Origin of the sequence: Citrobacter sp. Cpo037 (assembly GCF_030332945.1) — a bacterium.
GTDB classification, from domain to species: Bacteria; Pseudomonadota; Gammaproteobacteria; order Enterobacterales; family Enterobacteriaceae; genus Citrobacter; species Citrobacter portucalensis.
This window is the reverse complement of record NZ_JAOWGW010000042.1, coordinates 17,584-34,810: the sequence shown is the minus strand read 5'-3', so window position 1 is coordinate 34,810 and position 17,227 is coordinate 17,584. Positions and strand designations below refer to the sequence as shown.

At 54.9% G+C, this 17,227-nt stretch carries 16 protein-coding genes, 1 rRNA gene, 1 pseudogene and 1 riboswitch; of the genes and pseudogenes, 9 read left to right on the top strand and 9 right to left on the bottom strand.

Features of this window, described 5'->3' with window-relative positions:
- Positions 1-10: 10 nt before the first annotated feature.
- Positions 11-1,552: ribosomal RNA gene (locus OGX94_RS05340) — 16S ribosomal RNA — on the bottom strand.
- 624 nt (positions 1,553-2,176) lie between these two features.
- Between OGX94_RS05340 and purH the strand changes: the two genes are divergently transcribed.
- Together purH and purD are read left to right on the top strand one after the other, a co-directional pair.
- Positions 2,177-3,766, top strand: a complete 1,590-nt coding sequence (gene purH / locus OGX94_RS05335; protein WP_008787105.1) for a bifunctional phosphoribosylaminoimidazolecarboxamide formyltransferase/IMP cyclohydrolase — start codon at positions 2,177-2,179, stop codon at positions 3,764-3,766.
- 15 nt (positions 3,767-3,781) lie between these two features.
- Positions 3,782-5,071, top strand: a complete 1,290-nt coding sequence (purD, locus tag OGX94_RS05330; RefSeq protein ID WP_257662399.1) for a phosphoribosylamine--glycine ligase — start codon at positions 3,782-3,784, stop codon at positions 5,069-5,071.
- Here the strand turns inward: purD and zraR are convergent.
- Both zraR and zraS read right to left on the bottom strand, forming a co-directional pair.
- Complete coding sequence (gene zraR / locus OGX94_RS05325) at positions 5,068-6,393, bottom strand: sigma-54-dependent response regulator transcription factor ZraR (protein WP_149282153.1); 1,326 nt, start codon at positions 6,391-6,393, stop codon at positions 5,068-5,070. The two genes, purD and zraR, sit on opposite strands and share 4 nt — an antisense overlap.
- A gap of 5 nt (positions 6,394-6,398) precedes the next feature.
- Positions 6,399-7,784, bottom strand: coding sequence for a two-component system sensor histidine kinase ZraS (zraS, locus tag OGX94_RS05320; protein WP_126957831.1), 1,386 nt, complete (start codon positions 7,782-7,784; stop codon positions 6,399-6,401).
- Between the two features lie 57 nt (positions 7,785-7,841).
- Between zraS and OGX94_RS05315 the strand changes: the two genes are divergently transcribed.
- Together OGX94_RS05315 and zraP are read left to right on the top strand one after the other, a co-directional pair.
- Entirely contained in the window at positions 7,842-8,030 is a 189-nt protein-coding gene (locus tag OGX94_RS05315) for a hypothetical protein (RefSeq protein ID WP_032934137.1), read from the top strand.
- 18 nt (positions 8,031-8,048) lie between these two features.
- Positions 8,049-8,492, top strand: coding sequence for a zinc resistance sensor/chaperone ZraP (gene zraP / locus OGX94_RS05310; RefSeq protein WP_257662398.1), 444 nt, complete (start codon positions 8,049-8,051; stop codon positions 8,490-8,492).
- 61 nt (positions 8,493-8,553) lie between these two features.
- On the opposite strand, the pseudogene OGX94_RS05305 reads toward zraP, so the two are convergent.
- The 6 genes and pseudogenes from OGX94_RS05305 to nudC all read right to left on the bottom strand — a co-directional run bounded on the left by OGX94_RS05305 (position 8,554) and on the right by nudC (position 12,919).
- A pseudogene (locus tag OGX94_RS05305) lies at positions 8,554-9,246 on the bottom strand (DUF1481 domain-containing protein).
- Between the two features lie 11 nt (positions 9,247-9,257).
- Positions 9,258-9,530 (bottom strand): nucleoid-associated protein HU-alpha, encoded by a 273-nt coding sequence (hupA, locus tag OGX94_RS05300; protein ID WP_001044509.1) that lies wholly within the window; start codon positions 9,528-9,530, stop codon positions 9,258-9,260.
- A 186-nt stretch (positions 9,531-9,716) separates the two neighbouring features.
- The gene (locus OGX94_RS05295) at positions 9,717-10,307 is read right to left on the bottom strand and encodes a YjaG family protein (protein WP_003842015.1); all 591 of its coding nucleotides are present in this window, start codon (positions 10,305-10,307) and stop codon (positions 9,717-9,719) included.
- Positions 10,308-10,340: 33 nt separating this feature from the next.
- On the bottom strand, positions 10,341-11,021 hold the full coding sequence (gene nfi, locus OGX94_RS05290) for a deoxyribonuclease V (RefSeq protein ID WP_257662397.1): 681 nt from the start codon (positions 11,019-11,021) through the stop codon (positions 10,341-10,343).
- A 9-nt stretch (positions 11,022-11,030) separates the two neighbouring features.
- Entirely contained in the window at positions 11,031-12,095 is a 1,065-nt protein-coding gene (hemE, locus tag OGX94_RS05285) for a uroporphyrinogen decarboxylase (protein ID WP_003826889.1), read from the bottom strand.
- A 50-nt stretch (positions 12,096-12,145) separates the two neighbouring features.
- Positions 12,146-12,919 (bottom strand): NAD(+) diphosphatase, encoded by a 774-nt coding sequence (nudC, locus tag OGX94_RS05280; protein WP_003033074.1) that lies wholly within the window; start codon positions 12,917-12,919, stop codon positions 12,146-12,148.
- Positions 12,920-13,015: 96 nt separating this feature from the next.
- Between nudC and OGX94_RS05275 the strand changes: the two genes are divergently transcribed.
- The 5 genes from OGX94_RS05275 to thiS all read left to right on the top strand — a co-directional run bounded on the left by OGX94_RS05275 (position 13,016) and on the right by thiS (position 17,226).
- Entirely contained in the window at positions 13,016-13,504 is a 489-nt protein-coding gene (locus tag OGX94_RS05275) for an Rsd/AlgQ family anti-sigma factor (protein ID WP_003826892.1), read from the top strand.
- Between the two features lie 50 nt (positions 13,505-13,554).
- Positions 13,555-13,677, top strand: a riboswitch (TPP riboswitch).
- A gap of 83 nt (positions 13,678-13,760) precedes the next feature.
- Entirely contained in the window at positions 13,761-15,659 is a 1,899-nt protein-coding gene (thiC, locus tag OGX94_RS05270) for a phosphomethylpyrimidine synthase ThiC (protein WP_257662396.1), read from the top strand.
- Positions 15,659-16,294, top strand: a complete 636-nt coding sequence (gene thiE, locus OGX94_RS05265) for a thiamine phosphate synthase (protein WP_257662395.1) — start codon at positions 15,659-15,661, stop codon at positions 16,292-16,294. The genes thiC and thiE overlap by 1 nt, the downstream gene beginning before the upstream one ends.
- On the top strand, positions 16,287-17,045 hold the full coding sequence (locus tag OGX94_RS05260; RefSeq protein ID WP_257662394.1) for a HesA/MoeB/ThiF family protein: 759 nt from the start codon (positions 16,287-16,289) through the stop codon (positions 17,043-17,045). The genes thiE and OGX94_RS05260 overlap by 8 nt, the downstream gene beginning before the upstream one ends.
- Positions 17,026-17,226 (top strand): sulfur carrier protein ThiS, encoded by a 201-nt coding sequence (gene thiS, locus OGX94_RS05255; protein ID WP_016155307.1) that lies wholly within the window; start codon positions 17,026-17,028, stop codon positions 17,224-17,226. Before OGX94_RS05260 ends, thiS begins: the two co-directional genes overlap by 20 nt.
- The last annotated feature ends 1 nt before the right edge of the window (position 17,227 follow it).

Below are 17,227 nucleotides of genomic sequence, written 5' to 3'. Positions count from 1 at the left end.
TTCTTTAAGGTAAGGAGGTGATCCAACCGCAGGTTCCCCTACGGTTACCTTGTTACGACTTCACCCCAGTCATGAATCACAAAGTGGTAAGCGCCCTCCCGAAGGTTAAGCTACCTACTTCTTTTGCAACCCACTCCCATGGTGTGACGGGCGGTGTGTACAAGGCCCGGGAACGTATTCACCGTGGCATTCTGATCCACGATTACTAGCGATTCCGACTTCATGGAGTCGAGTTGCAGACTCCAATCCGGACTACGACATACTTTATGAGGTCCGCTTGCTCTCGCGAGGTCGCTTCTCTTTGTATATGCCATTGTAGCACGTGTGTAGCCCTACTCGTAAGGGCCATGATGACTTGACGTCATCCCCACCTTCCTCCAGTTTATCACTGGCAGTCTCCTTTGAGTTCCCGGCCTAACCGCTGGCAACAAAGGATAAGGGTTGCGCTCGTTGCGGGACTTAACCCAACATTTCACAACACGAGCTGACGACAGCCATGCAGCACCTGTCTCAGAGTTCCCGAAGGCACCAAAGCATCTCTGCTAAGTTCTCTGGATGTCAAGAGTAGGTAAGGTTCTTCGCGTTGCATCGAATTAAACCACATGCTCCACCGCTTGTGCGGGCCCCCGTCAATTCATTTGAGTTTTAACCTTGCGGCCGTACTCCCCAGGCGGTCGACTTAACGCGTTAGCTCCGGAAGCCACGCCTCAAGGGCACAACCTCCAAGTCGACATCGTTTACGGCGTGGACTACCAGGGTATCTAATCCTGTTTGCTCCCCACGCTTTCGCACCTGAGCGTCAGTCTTTGTCCAGGGGGCCGCCTTCGCCACCGGTATTCCTCCAGATCTCTACGCATTTCACCGCTACACCTGGAATTCTACCCCCCTCTACAAGACTCTAGCCTGCCAGTTTCGGATGCAGTTCCCAGGTTGAGCCCGGGGATTTCACATCCGACTTGACAGACCGCCTGCGTGCGCTTTACGCCCAGTAATTCCGATTAACGCTTGCACCCTCCGTATTACCGCGGCTGCTGGCACGGAGTTAGCCGGTGCTTCTTCTGCGAGTAACGTCAATTGCTGCGGTTATTAACCACAACACCTTCCTCCTCGCTGAAAGTACTTTACAACCCGAAGGCCTTCTTCATACACGCGGCATGGCTGCATCAGGCTTGCGCCCATTGTGCAATATTCCCCACTGCTGCCTCCCGTAGGAGTCTGGACCGTGTCTCAGTTCCAGTGTGGCTGGTCATCCTCTCAGACCAGCTAGGGATCGTCGCCTAGGTGAGCCGTTACCCCACCTACTAGCTAATCCCATCTGGGCACATCCGATGGCAAGAGGCCCGAAGGTCCCCCTCTTTGGTCTTGCGACGTTATGCGGTATTAGCTACCGTTTCCAGTAGTTATCCCCCTCCATCGGGCAGTTTCCCAGACATTACTCACCCGTCCGCCACTCGTCACCCAAGGAGCAAGCTCCTCTGTGCTACCGTTCGACTTGCATGTGTTAGGCCTGCCGCCAGCGTTCAATCTGAGCCATGATCAAACTCTTCAATTTAAAAGTTTGATGCTCAATGAATTAAACTTCGTAATGAATTACGTGTTCACTCGTTGAGACTTGGTATTCATTTTTCGTCTTGCGACGTTAAGAATCCGTATCTTCGAGTGCCCACACAGATTGTCTGATAAATTGTTAAAGAGCAGTTGCGACGCGCTTTAGCGCTCTGTCGCGAGGTGGCGTATATTACGCTTTCCTCTTTCAGAGTCAACCCTCATTTTCAGGTTTTTCTCTTCAACCGAACCGGCTGTTTGTGTGAAGTGATTCACATCCGCCGTGTCGATGGAGGCGCATTATAGGGAGTTTCCTGCGGCCCGCAACCCTTAAATGACAGAAAAATGACTGACTGCTGCATTCCACAGCGAAACCCCGCCTTATACCCATTTACACACAGAGTTATCCACAAACCACACGATCGTTTCTACGATCCTCTCGTTATATCAGCCTCCTTCAACAGAAAAAGAAGAGGTCAAAATCGAAAATTAAAAATTCGCGAGCGTTGCGCAAACGTTTTCGTTACAATGCCCCCGCAAAACAAGGATGCCCCGTAAGGGGCGTTAGCTGAGTTTTTAGCCAAGAATTCACCTAACGCTCTCTGTAATAGTCAAATCCAGGGGATTTACCATGCAACAACGTCGTCCAGTCCGCCGCGCTCTGCTCAGTGTTTCTGACAAGGCCGGTATCATCGAATTCGCTCAGGCACTTTCCGCACGTGGTGTGGAGCTGCTGTCTACAGGTGGCACTGCGCGCCTGTTAGCGGAGAAAGGTCTGCCAGTGACCGAAGTTTCCGATTACACCGGCTTCCCGGAAATGATGGATGGACGCGTGAAGACCCTGCATCCGAAAGTCCACGGCGGCATTCTTGGTCGTCGCGGTCAGGATGACGGAATTATGGAACAGCACGGTATCGCCCCTATCGATATGGTGGTTGTAAACCTGTATCCATTCGCCGAGACCGTCGCCCGTGAAGGCTGCTCGCTGGAAGATGCGGTAGAGAACATTGATATCGGCGGCCCGACCATGGTGCGTTCCGCTGCCAAGAACCATAAAGACGTAGCGATCGTTGTGAAGAGCAGCGACTACGACGCCATTATTAAAGAGATGGATGCCAACGAAGGCTCCCTGACTCTGGAAACCCGCTTTGACCTCGCGATTAAAGCCTTCGAACACACCGCCGCCTACGACAGCATGATTGCCAACTACTTCGGCAGCATGGTTCCGGCTTACCACGGTGAGAGCAAAGAGGCCGCCGGGCGTTTCCCGCGTACGCTGAACCTGAACTTTATTAAGAAGCAGGATATGCGCTACGGCGAGAACAGCCACCAGCAGGCTGCCTTCTATATAGAAGAGAATGTTAAAGAAGCGTCCGTTGCCACCGCACAGCAGGTACAGGGCAAAGCGCTTTCCTACAACAACATCGCAGATACCGACGCGGCGCTGGAGTGCGTGAAAGAGTTCAGCGAGCCAGCCTGTGTGATCGTTAAGCACGCTAACCCGTGCGGCGTGGCGGTAAGTACCTCTATTCTCGACGCTTACGACCGCGCCTATAAAACCGACCCGACCTCCGCGTTCGGCGGCATCATCGCTTTCAACCGCGAACTGGATGCCGAAACCGCGCAGGCAATTATCTCCCGTCAGTTCGTGGAAGTGATCATCGCCCCGTCCGCAACCGAAGACGCACTGAAAATCACCGCCGCCAAACAGAACGTTCGCGTTCTGACCTGCGGTCAGTGGGCACAACGTGTACCGGGCCTCGACTTCAAACGCGTTAACGGCGGTTTGCTGGTTCAGGACAGGGATCTGGGGATGGTGAGCGAAGGCGAACTGCGCGTGGTGTCCAAACGTCAGCCGACCGAGCAAGAGCTGCGCGATGCACTGTTCTGCTGGAAAGTCGCCAAGTTCGTGAAATCCAACGCCATTGTTTATGCCAAAGAGAACATGACTATCGGCATAGGCGCAGGCCAGATGAGCCGCGTGTACTCCGCAAAAATCGCCGGGATTAAAGCGGCTGACGAAGGTCTGGAAGTGAAAGGCTCTGCAATGGCCTCTGACGCCTTCTTCCCGTTCCGCGATGGTATTGATGCTGCCGCCGCCGTTGGCGTGAGCTGCGTTATCCAGCCCGGTGGTTCTATCCGTGATGACGAAGTCATTGCCGCTGCCGATGAACACGGTATCGCGATGATCTTTACCGACATGCGCCACTTCCGCCATTAATCCACGGAGCAGACGATGAAAGTATTAGTGATTGGCAACGGCGGGCGCGAGCACGCCCTGGCCTGGAAAGCCGCACAGTCCCCGCTGGTTGATACCGTTTTTGTCGCACCGGGTAACGCCGGTACCGCACTGGAGCCCGCGTTGCAGAACGTGGCTATCAGCGTCACCGATATTCCAGCTCTGCTGAGCTTTGCCCAGAACGAGAAAATTGACCTGACCATCGTCGGCCCGGAAGCGCCGCTGGTGATTGGCGTAGTCGATGCGTTCCGCGCCGCTGGCCTGAAGATCTTCGGGCCAACCGAAGGTGCTGCACAGCTGGAAGGCTCCAAAGCCTTCACCAAAGATTTCCTCGCCCGTCACCAGATCCCGACGGCGGAATATCAGAACTTCACTGAGATTGAGCCAGCGTTGGCCTATCTGCGTGAGAAAGGCGCGCCGATCGTCATCAAAGCCGACGGTCTGGCCGCCGGTAAAGGCGTTATCGTGGCGATGACGCTGGAAGAAGCTGAAGCCGCCGTTCATGACATGCTGGCAGGTAACGCTTTTGGCGATGCGGGCCACCGTATCGTTATCGAAGAGTTCCTCGACGGCGAAGAAGCGAGCTTTATCGTAATGGTCGACGGCGAGCACGTGCTGCCGATGGCCACCAGCCAGGACCACAAACGCGTAGGCAACGGCGACACTGGCCCGAACACCGGCGGTATGGGTGCTTACTCACCAGCGCCGGTGGTAACTGATGAAGTGCATCAGCGCACCATGGAACGCATTATTTGGCCAACCGTAAAAGGTATGGCGGCGGAAGGGAATACCTACACCGGTTTCCTGTACGCGGGTCTGATGATCGACAAACAGGGCAATCCGAAGGTTATCGAGTTCAACTGCCGCTTCGGCGATCCGGAAACCCAGCCGATCATGCTACGCATGAAATCGGACCTGGTGGAGCTTTGCCTGGCTGCCTGCGACGGCAAGCTGAATGAGAAAACCTCCGAGTGGGACGAGCGCGCCTCGCTGGGTGTCGTTATTGCTGCCGGAGGTTATCCGGGCAACTACAACACCGGAGATGAGATCCACGGTCTGCCGCTGGAAGAAGTAGAAGACGGAAAAGTGTTCCATGCAGGCACTAAACTCGCCGAAGACGATCGCGTGCTGACCAGCGGCGGTCGCGTGCTGTGCGCCACCGCCCTGGGTCATACTGTGGCTGAAGCGCAAAAACGCGCTTACGCCCTGATGACCGACATCCGCTGGGATGGCAGCTTCAGCCGTAACGACATCGGCTGGCGCGCCATTGAACGCGAGCAACGCTAACGCGAAATTTTCGCCAGCAGCGTTTTACGCGTAATGCCTAACTGACGGGCGGCTTCCGTTTTATTGCCGCCCGTTTTTTCCAGCGCCGCCAGAATCACCTCTTTTTCGACATCCACCAGCGGTTGGATCTCGCCACTGAATTCCGTTTTTATCGGCGTCGCGGCAATCGCCATCGGCAGCTCGCGTTCGGAAATATATTCCCCCGTCAGCAGCACCACCGAGCGCTCAATCGCATTTTCCAGTTCACGAATATTGCCCGGCCAGTCGTAGTGGATCAGCAGATCCATCGCCTGCGGAGTAAAGCCTTTCACCGCTTTACGGTTACGCGCGGCAAAACGCTGGAGAAAATGTTCGGCTAGCAGCGGAATATCTTCCCGGCGCTGGCACAGCGCTGGCATTTCAATGGTGACGACGTTCAGGCGATAATAGAGATCCTGACGAAAGCGCCCGGCGCTGACTTCTTCCGCTAGATCGCGATGCGTAGCGGCGATCAGCCGGACATCAACCGCAATAGTCTGATTGCTACCAACGCGCTGCACTTCTCGCTCCTGGATAGCCCGCAGCAGGCGCACCTGCATCAGCGGTGAAATATCACCGATTTCATCAAGAAATAACGTGCCGCCATCGGCTTCCACAAAGCGCCCTTCCCGCCGTTTATCCGCCCCGGTAAACGCCCCTTTCTCGTGACCAAAAAGTTCGGACTCCAGCAGCGATTCATTAAGCGCCGCGCAGTTGAGCGTCACCAGCTGTTTATCGCGACGGGCGCTGCTGGCATGCAGCGCCCGGGCTACCAACTCTTTCCCCGTACCGGAGTCTCCGTGAATGAGCACCGTGGCATCCGAGGGCGCAACCATCGCGATTTCATTGAGCAACTTCTGCATCGCCGGGCTGCTGCCAATCATGCCAAACTGCGCAGCCGACGCTGATGGCAGTTCAGTGCCCGTTTCCCGCGTATGCGCCAGCGCCTTTTCCAGCGTCTCCTGCAGACGGTCAAAATCCAGCGGCTTGATTAAGTAGTCCAGCGCCCCGGTTTTAAGCGCCTCAACGGCGGTCTCCACGCTGGAGAACGCCGTCATGATCAAGACCGGAATCGCCGGATTCAGCGCTTTAATCTCTTTCAGCGTTGCGATGCCGTCCATCTCCGCCATGCGTACATCACACAGCACTAAATCAAATACGCGTTCGCGCACCTGTTCCAGCGCCGCTCGCCCGCTATAGGCCAGCGCGACCTCATAACCCCAGCCGCGCAGCAGCGCCTGTAAAATGGTGCAGTGGCTGATATCGTCATCTACCACCAGAATATTGATTTTTCCGCGCGTCATCCTTGTTAATCCTGTTGTTTCGCTTTGGTCGGCAGCCAAAGGGTAAAGGTCGCGCCTTTGCCCTCAACGCTTGCCACCTGAATGGTGCCACCGTGCTGTTCGATAATGTTCTGCACTACCGCCAGCCCGAGGCCGGTTCCGTCAGCTTTGGTCGTATAGTAAGGCGTAAAAATGGCCTCCAGCTGTTCCGCCGCAATCCCCTTCCCAGTATCGGTAACCACAATTTTAACGCGATCGCCGCTGCTTTCATTCGCTTCAACCGTGATCGTGCCCTGACGACCAATCGCATGAATGGCGTTCAGATACAGATTCAACAAAACCTGAGTCAGTCGGTCGGGATCGGCCTGGATAGCGGGCAGCGTACAATTGGCCGAAAAGCGGAGCTGGATTTCCCGGCTTGCCGCATCCTGACTCACCAGGTGTAATGAGTGGGTGATAACCTCATTGAGATCCACCTGTTGCAGCGTCAGATGTGCAGGTTTCACCAGCTCCAGCAACTCGCTCACCACCCGATTTAAACGATCCGCCTCTTTCGCCATCACCTGTGCCAGCTCATGCGACTCGCCTCCTGCCGGGGTTCGCTCGGCAAAATACTTCGCTAACCCTTTGATCGATGAAAGCGGGTTACGAATTTCATGTGCCACCCCAGCCGCAAGATGACCGAGCGCTAACAGTTTTTCTTTACGCTTCATCGCATCCTGGAGTTCTTTGTACGAGCGCTGATAGCGCTGATACCAGAAGAACGTCAGCACGGTGGCCAGCAACACAGCCGCCAGCGCAGACAGGACTATCAGTGTGTTACGCCACTCCCTTGCCTGAGTCGCTGTCAGATCGCTGGCATCAAAGGCGATAAATATGGTTTGTGCTGGGGAGATAAGCTGCCCGTCATTGCTGGCACAGCGCGCCATGCCGTGGCGTCCTGGACCATACATCGGCTGAAACTGGCGATAAATTTCCAGTGCTGGCGTTTTTTCGCCATCCCTCGCTGGAATTTCAATATTCCGCCAGCTTTCTTGCTCCCCAGGACTAAGCTGTCGCAGGACATCCGATGAATAGAGCGTTTTACCGACCATCGCGGAATTGCTGTGGGTAATAATGACACCATGCTCATCGACGACAGCAAACCATAGCACGCCAGGCTGTACAGCCATTTCCTCCAGTAGCGTCTGCTGTTGTGCATGATGCATGCGCATCCCCATGCCTACACGCGTACCAGACTCCAGAGCGCGAATGAGCACGCTGCCTTTTTCCAGTAGCGTTTGCCGCGCGGCGCCACTTTCCCGCCCATAGTCCCGAATGGTCATAATCGAAAACCAGCCGACCAAAACCAGGATTGCCGCCAGCAAGAGTCGGCTCAACCACTTTGCCACCGTATCCTTATAAAGACGCATACGCTCTCCCTTCACCCCGCCTGTTCCTTTCATCGTTACAGGTATACAGCAGAAATCATGCCATTTTTTCCCCCTGATAACCCTGCCCTCAGACACAAACAGCTGAAAGTAACGGGTAAAAATGACTCGCTGGCGCGTTCTGGCGAGTCATTTTTACTCGTTTCCCTGCAAAGACGGCGGGTACAACGCCCGCAGGACTGGGATTGCCGCTTTGGCACGGAAGATGCAAAAGGAAATGTAAGCTAACCAACAGGAGAACGAACGATGAAACGGAACAACAAACTGGCACTGATTGCACTTTCTCTTATCGCACTTGGCTCCACCCCAGTACTGGCACAGAATAACTGGGGATATGGTGATGGAATGCAGCAACGGGGTGGTACGCCAATGACCGCTGAGCAGCAGGCTGCTGCACAGAAAATCTATGATGATTATTATTCCCAGACCAGCGCGTTGCGCCAACAGCTGACATCCAAACGTTATGAGTACAATGCACTATTAACGGCCAGCTCGCCGGACACGGCAAAAATTAACGCCGTTGCAAAAGAGATGGAAGCGTTGAATCAGTCTCTGGACGAGCAGCGCGTTAAACGTGATGTCGCAATGGCGCAGGCTGGCGTGCCACGTGGCGCGGGAATGGGCTACGGCGGATGCGGCGGTGGCGGTAACCATCGCGGCGGTGGCCATATGGGAATGGGTCACTGGTAAAAGACTTAATGCCTGATGACGCTATACGGATCAGGCCTGCTGATTTCCCGTATTCAGGTTTTCAGAAAGTTTTGGCTGTAGGCTGCCAGTGACAAAAATCTTCATTGGCGACCAGCAGTAGCTGCGACCCTTCGGGCGCTTCCAGCCATGCCACACTCACCTATACGGATGAATGTCTCTGGCGGCGCTCGATATGGTTTATCGCCCACGATTCCAGGTCTGGCTTCAGCGTTTCACCTTCACAGGTTGTGACTGTGTTATCCGCATGCCAACGTCCCTGACGCAATATCACCCGTCCCTGACGCAGCGCATCGCTGGTCTGGCGAATTTGATCGGCACGATAGCGGTAAAGCGCGATTTGATCGCTGGAAAGCTGCTGCTTTTGCCCGTCGACTTCACGCTGCATGAAGCTCAGTTCACCCCGGTCATCGAAGCGTATACGGACATGTTCAGCCGGTTTACTGTAAACGTTGAGTTCTATCAGAGAGAGCGAATCACCCTGCCAGCGGTATTCACTGGTAGTAGTTTCGCCTTTACGCCACGGACTAAATACCGAGAGCAAGTGAACATCGTCACCGGAGTCTTTACGCCAAATGCGTACCGCCCCCTGATCGCCAACATAGCCGCTGGCCGTGAAAGGAGGAAGCTCAGAATGGCTACCGCAGGCAGACAGTAACAGAACACCTGAAAGCCAAAGCGTATGACGCCAGATGGACAAAAGGGGCGAAACCGCCCCTTCGTTAAAACTGTTCACTGCCACGCGAATTACTTAACCGCGTCTTTCAGTGCTTTACCAGAAACAAATGCCGGTACGTTAGCTGCGGCGATTTTGATTTCTTTACCGGTCTGCGGGTTGCGGCCAGTGCGCTCAGCACGGTGGTTCACTTTGAAGGTACCGAAACCAACCAGTTGTACAGCATCGCCTTCTTTCAGAGACTCAGTAATAGCAGCCAGAGTGGATTCCAGAGCAGCTTTAGCCTGTGTTTTAGACAGTTCTGCTTTGTCTGCAATTACATCAATCAGTTGAGTCTTGTTCATAAGTTATCCTTACAATGTGTTTATCGCTTGCTAAGCATCGAGTGCGACGGAAATGCCAGAAAAGCACTCTCCTGCATACACGCACCGATAGCCACTTTTTTTCGCCCCCCAAATGTAGACCAGACCGGGGGCGGATGGGAAGCCTTCAGGCACGACAAATCAGGCGTTAAATCACGTTTTGTGGTGTCATTGCTGAAAATTTATACCAATATTGCTCTCGCCAGCCTCGCGCAGGTCTGCACGCAGCCCTTTTATCAGCTCAATATCGCGTTCTTCACAGTCGGCTAAAAGTCGGAAAATTTCCCACTGAATATCCCATTCTTGCTCAACGGCAGGGTTCTCTTTGAGCTCTTCATCGGTCATTTCGCGACCAGCCTGAGTCATTTCCAGCATCGCAACCGTCGTAATCGAAGCCTTACTAACTTCGATTGCATGCTCCAGCGTTTCACCGCTAAGACGCGAATGCATCAGTTCGCTTAATGCCACACAAGCATCAATCGCCGGATAAACACCGTACAGATCGTAATCGTCTGCAGAAGGAATGGCCTCTTCAAACTTTTCCAGCTGGCTGTCGAAATTGATTTTCGCGTCTTTAACCGTCAGCGCTTCCCAAATCAGATCCAGAATTCGGCGGTAAATCTGTCCATCGCCAAATTCAGTTTGCTTGCAGAACATGGCGTAGTTTGGGTACATGCGTTCGCACAGACAAGCCATAAACGTGACGTGCTGCCAGCTTTCCAGCTTCTCCAGACGCAGGTGAATCGGATTTTGTAACATGATGAGTTCTCAAATACGGAAATTAGCCGCAGTTTACCCGATATGGGGCATTTTTGCTGCAAGCCGAGTAAAAGCCGGGCGTTCGGATGCCACTGCATCTGCCCAGCGTGTGGGTTCCGGCAAACGATAGCCGTTCATACAGCGTTGAACCCACGCTAGTGCGCTGTCCATACTCACGCGGTGGCCCATAGAAATAAACAACGGGTTACAGCGCGCTTTGCTGCGCCAGACCCATGCCAGTTGTTCGCCTTTATCCAGCAACGGCGCTAGCGCACCAGGTTCAGCAGCGAGCGGTTCAAACTTGCCGCACAATCGTTTTTTCGCCACACCAATCGTTGGCACGTCCACCAGCAGGCCAAAATGGCTGGCCACGCCCAGACGACGCGGGTGAGAAATGCCATGACCGTCAACAAACAGCAGATCTGGCTTGTACGAGAGCAGTTGCCAGGCGGCCATCAGCGCGGGAGTTTCACGAAAGGAGAGAAATCCGGGTATGTAGGGCATGGTGGTGGCGATACGCGCCACCTTGTATTCGACCAGTTCAAGCGTGGGATACTTCAGTAAGACTATTGCGGCTCGCGTCACTTCACCACCCTGCTCAAACCCAACGTCCGCCCCGCCGATCAGATCCGGCGGATCGTTCTTCAGACGATCCTCGCGGATCACTGAAGAAGCCAGTTCAAGCTGCTGCGCGCGTAATGACGCGAGATCCATGATGACTCCTTAGCGGTGGTACTGTTCGGACAACCGATGTACCGCCTCCACAAAGACACCCGCATGTTCTGGCGGGACGTCCTGATGAATGCCGTGGCCCAGGTTAAAGACATGCCCTTCACCCTGACCAAATCCGGCCAGAATTGTCGCCACCTCTTCTTCGATGCGGGCCGGCGGCGCATACAGCATGGACGGATCCATATTGCCCTGTAACGCCACTTTATGACCTACACGACGACGCGCATCGGCAATGTCAGTGGTCCAGTCGAGACCTAACGCATCACAGCCGGTTTCCGCCATCGCTTCCAGCCACTGACCACCGCCTTTGGTAAACAGGGTCACCGGTACGCGACGACCTTCGTTCTCGCGCAGCAGGCCATCGACAATTTTGTGCATGTAGTACAGGGAGAACTGCTGATAGTCGCGACCGGTCAGCACACCACCCCAGGTGTCGAAAATCATCACCGACTGCGCACCCGCTTTGATCTGCGCGTTCAGGTACAGCGTGACGCTCTTCGCCAGCTTATCAAGCAGCAGATGCAGCGCTTTAGGATCGGCGTACATCATCTTTTTAATCACGGTGAAGGCTTTGCTGCTGCCGCCTTCAACCATGTAGGTCGCCAGCGTCCACGGACTACCGGAGAAGCCGATCAGCGGCACTTCGCCTTTCAGTTCACGGCGGATAGTACGCACCGCGTTCATCACGTACCCCAGCCCATCTTCCGGGTCCGGGATCGGCAGTTTGTCGACGTCAGCCTTGCTGGTAATCGGAGAGGTGAAGCGTGGACCTTCTCCTGCTTCAAAATACAGCCCGAGTCCCATCGCATCCGGGATCGTCAGGATATCCGAGAAGAGGATCGCGGCATCAAGTTTATAGCGACGCAGCGGCTGCAGCGTGACTTCGCAGGCCAGCTCGGCATTTTTGCATAGCGCCATAAAATCGCCCGCTTCGGCACGGGTAGCTTTGTATTCCGGTAGATAGCGGCCTGCCTGGCGCATCATCCATACCGGAGTGACATCAACGGGCTGGCGCAGCAGCGCACGCAGATAACGATCGTTCTTCAGTTCGGTCATTTTTGCAGTTCCTTATTGCGTCAGTCCATCAGTGTATCACCACTCGCTCTTTACTCGTACTCAGCCCGACACATTGCCACAGTGTCTTCAATCAATCGACGCGCGACGGTACCCGGCGGGGGTAAGAGCGGTAAGTCGTCATAGCGATACCAGTTCGCTTCCAGCAGCTCTTTCGGGTCGATGACGATTTCGCCGCTATCATACTCCGCCATAAATGCGGTCATCAAAGACTGCGGGAACGGCCATGGCTGAGAAGTGACATAGCGCAGGTTTTTCACCTTAATACCGCTTTCCTCCATAACTTCACGCGCCACCGCCTGTTCTAAGGTCTCACCCACTTCGACAAAACCCGCCAGTACGGTATGCACGCCGTTACGATGCCGAACATGTTGGGCAAGCAGGATGGAATCATCTCGGCGAATAGCGACGATTATGCACGGGGCAATTTGCGGGTAATAACGTTCACGGCAGTGGCTACAGAGCATCGCCCACTCCGTTTTACTCGGGTGCATGGGATGGCCGCAGTAGCCGCAGAATTTATGCGAGCGATAGAACTCCGCCAGCTGTACGCCGCGTCCGGCCAGTTGAAACAGGCCAACATCCTGGTCAATGACCTGGCGCACCGACCCCATATCGTGTCGACGCTGCTGCTGCACCAGCCAGACAGTCTCCCCTTCCCACTCGCCTATTGGCAGCGCGCGCTGACCAATCAGATCAAAACGGGCTGCGTCACCATAAGGTAGCTCGCCATGAGGTAACCATAACTTTTGCTCATGACTGACGATCCACCAGCCGCTATCTAATTTTTCAATTATACGATCCATATCTCTTGCGCAACCTTTGCTTCACAGGCATGTTGTTTACATTATTTTTACATTTACGGGTGAGCAGTTCCTAAACACCATCTTGCGGAGTCAATCATGCTAAACCAGCTGGAAAGCCTGACGGAGCACGTCGGAGGAAGTAATAAACTGGTTGATCGCTGGCTACATGTACGTAAGCACCTGCTCGTGGCTTACTACAATCTGGTTGGCATTAAGCCTGGCAAAGAATCGTACATGCGACTCAATGAAAAGGCGCTGGATGATTTTTGTCAGAGCCTGGTCGATTACCTCTCCACCGGACACTTCAGTATTTATGAACGTATTCTCCATAAATTGGAAGGGAACGGGCAGCTTTTAAAAGCCACAAAAATTTGGCCGCTGCTGGAAGCCAATACGCAGCTGATCATGGACTACTATGACTCCAGCCTGGAAACTGCGATTGATCATGATAACTTCCTTGAATTTCAACAGGTTTTATCGGATCTCGGCGAGGCACTGGAAGCCCGATTCGTGCTGGAAGATAAGCTGATCATGCTGGTATTTGACGCAATGCACGAGAGTAGCACTCTCAAACGTCATGCTTGAGATTTGCGGCATTAACGCGTAGTTTACATTCATTACCTCTTTATTGAGGTTACTTCTTGTCGGAGTGCTTATTTTCCACAGCAGCATGAGTGGAAAAGGCTGAGACCGTTAATTCGGGATCCGCGGAACCTGATCAGGTTAAAACCTGCGAAGGGAACAAGAGTCAATCTACAATAGCATCGCCCCCGGGCGAGCTTCTCTCTTGCTTCATCCGTCGTCTGACAAGCCATATCCTTACTTTTATTTGGAATGAGCTATGTCTGCCACTACTAAACCATCACGCCGCGAACAGCGCGCTCAAGCCCAACACTTTATCGATACCCTGGAAGGGACCGCCTTCCCTAACTCAAAACGCATCTATATCACCGGTTCGCAGCCGGATATCCGCATTCCGATGCGCGAAATTCAGCTCAGCCCGACGCTGACTGGCGGTAGCAAAGACAACCCGCAGTTCGAAGAAAACGAAGCCGTTCCGGTATACGACACCTCCGGACCGTATGGCGATCCTGACGTGGCGATTAACGTCCAGCAGGGCCTGGCAAAGCTGCGCCAGCCGTGGATTGCGGCGCGTAACGATAGCGAAGAATTAGACGACCGGAGTTCCGCTTATACCAAAGAACGTCTGGCCGACGATGGCCTGGACGATCTGCGTTTCACCGGCCTGCTGACGCCAAAGCGCGCCAAAGCGGGTAAACGAGTCACCCAACTGTACTACGCCCGCCAGGGAATAGTGACCCCAGAGATGGAGTTCATCGCCATCCGTGAAAACATGGGCCGCGAGCGCATTCGCAGTGAAGTGCTTCGCCACCAGCATCCGGGGATGAACTTTGGTGCACGCCTGCCGGAAAACATTACGCCGGAATTCGTGCGTGATGAAGTGGCCGCGGGCCGCGCGATTATTCCTGCCAACATCAACCACCCGGAATCCGAGCCGATGATTATCGGTCGCAACTTCCTGGTGAAGGTTAACGCCAACATCGGCAACTCTGCCGTCACCTCCTCTATCGAAGAAGAGGTAGAAAAACTGGTGTGGTCGACGCGCTGGGGCGCTGACACGGTGATGGATCTCTCCACCGGTCGCTATATCCACGAAACCCGCGAGTGGATCCTGCGTAACAGTCCGGTACCGATCGGTACTGTGCCGATCTACCAGACGCTGGAGAAGGTCAACGGGATCGCCGAAGATCTCACCTGGGAAGCCTTCCGCGACACGCTGCTGGAGCAGGCCGAACAGGGCGTCGACTACTTCACCATTCACGCGGGCGTGCTGCTGCGCTACGTGCCGATGACTGCCAAACGCCTGACCGGCATTGTCTCACGCGGCGGTTCAATTATGGCGAAATGGTGCCTTTCTCATCACAAAGAGAACTTCCTGTACGAACATTTCCGCGAGATTTGCGAAATCTGCGCCGCCTACGACGTCTCTTTGTCGCTGGGTGACGGCCTGCGCCCAGGTTCAATTCAGGATGCGAACGACGAAGCGCAGTTCTCCGAGCTGCATACGCTGGGCGAGCTGACCAAAATCGCCTGGGAATACGACGTGCAGGTGATGATAGAAGGCCCAGGTCATGTGCCCATGCATATGATCCAGCGCAACATGACCGAAGAGCTGGAGCACTGCCATGAAGCACCGTTCTACACTTTAGGACCGTTGACCACCGATATCGCCCCGGGCTACGACCACTTCACTTCCGGGATCGGTGCGGCGATGATCGGCTGGTTTGGCTGCGCGATGCTGTGCTACGTCACGCCAAAAGAGCACCTCGGCCTGCCGAACAAAGAAGATGTTAAGCAAGGGTTGATTACCTACAAGATTGCCGCCCACGCAGCTGACTTAGCAAAAGGTCATCCAGGCGCGCAGATCCGCGATAACGCCATGTCGAAAGCGCGTTTCGAATTCCGCTGGGAAGACCAGTTTAACCTCGCGCTCGACCCGTTCACCGCCCGCGCCTACCACGATGAAACACTGCCACAGGAGTCCGGCAAGGTCGCCCACTTCTGCTCCATGTGCGGGCCGAAGTTCTGCTCGATGAAAATCAGCCAGGAGGTTCGCGACTACGCTGCTGCACAAACGATTGAAGTCGGCATGGCGGATATGTCGGAGAACTTCCGAGCCAAAGGCGGCGAAATCTACCTCAAAAAAGAGGAGGCGTAATGTACCAGCCTGATTTCCCGACCGTGCCGTTTCGCCTCGGGCTTTACCCGGTGGTAGACAGCGTGGAATGGATTGAACGCTTGCTGCAGGCGGGCGTACGCACAATCCAACTGCGCATTAAAGATAAGCGTGATGAAGAGGTCGAAGCCGACGTTATGGCCGCCATTGAACTGGGTCGTCGCTATAACGCCCGCCTGTTTATCAACGACTACTGGCGTCTGGCAATTAAGCACCGCGCTTACGGCGTACATCTGGGCCAGGAAGACCTTGAAACCACCGACCTGAAGGCGATCCAGGCGGCGGAGCTACGCCTGGGGGTCTCCACTCACGATGATATGGAGATTGACGTCGCGCTCGCCGCTAAGCCTTCTTATATCGCGCTGGGTCATGTCTTCCCCACGCAAACCAAACAGATGCCTTCCGCCCCGCAGGGACTTACGCAACTGGCAAACCATATTGAACGATTAGCGGATTACCCGACCGTCGCCATTGGCGGTATCAGCCTTGAGCGCGCCCCGGCAGTACTGGCGACCGGCGTCGGCAGCATTGCCGTGGTCAGCGCCATTACCCAGGCGGCTGACTGGCAGGTCACTACGGCCCAACTACTGGATATCGCGGGAGTGGGCGATGAATGACCGCGACTTTATGCGTTACAGCCGGCAGATCCTGCTCAGCGATATCGCCATTGAAGGCCAGCAAAAGCTACTCGATAGCCATGTGCTGATTGTCGGTTTAGGCGGGTTAGGTTCGCCTGCCGCGCTGTATCTGGCGGGAGCAGGCATCGGAAAACTGACGCTGGTAGACGATGACGACATTCATCTGAGCAATCTGCAGCGCCAGATCCTGTTTACCACTGATGATATCGCACGTTCAAAATCGCAGGTTGCCCAGCAGCGCCTGACGCGGCTCAACCCGGATATCGAGCTGGTGTCACTCCAGCAGCGACTGAAAGGCGATGCGCTTCGGCATGCGGTAGCGCGTGCCGATGTGGTGCTCGACTGTACCGATAACATGGCCACGCGCCAGGAAATTAACGCCGCCTGCGTAACGCTCAACACCCCGCTCGTCACCGCCAGCGCCGTCGGCTTTGGCGGCCAACTGATGGTGCTGACGCCCCCGTGGGAACAAGGATGTTACCGCTGCCTGTGGCCGGACGATGTAGAGCCCGAACGCAATTGCCGTACCGCCGGTATCGTCGGACCGGTTGTGGGCGTGATGGGCACCTTGCAGGCGCTGGAAGCGATTAAATTGCTCAGCGGTATTGAGACGCCCAGCGGAGAGCTACGCCTGTTTGACGGTAAAACCAGTCAGTGGCGCAGCTTCGCACTACGACGTGCCAGCGGCTGCCCGGTATGCGGAGGGCAACATGCAGATTCAGTTCAATGATGAGCCGATGCAGTGCGCCGAAGGACAAACCGTCAGTGGGCTGCTCACTGCGCTTAATCAGCTTAAACCGGGCGCGGCGCTGGCGCTCAATCAGCAGATCCTCCCGCGCGAGCAGTGGGAGCAGCAAATCGTGCAGGAAGGCGACCAGATCCTGCTTTTTCAGGTTATTGCAGGGGGTTGAT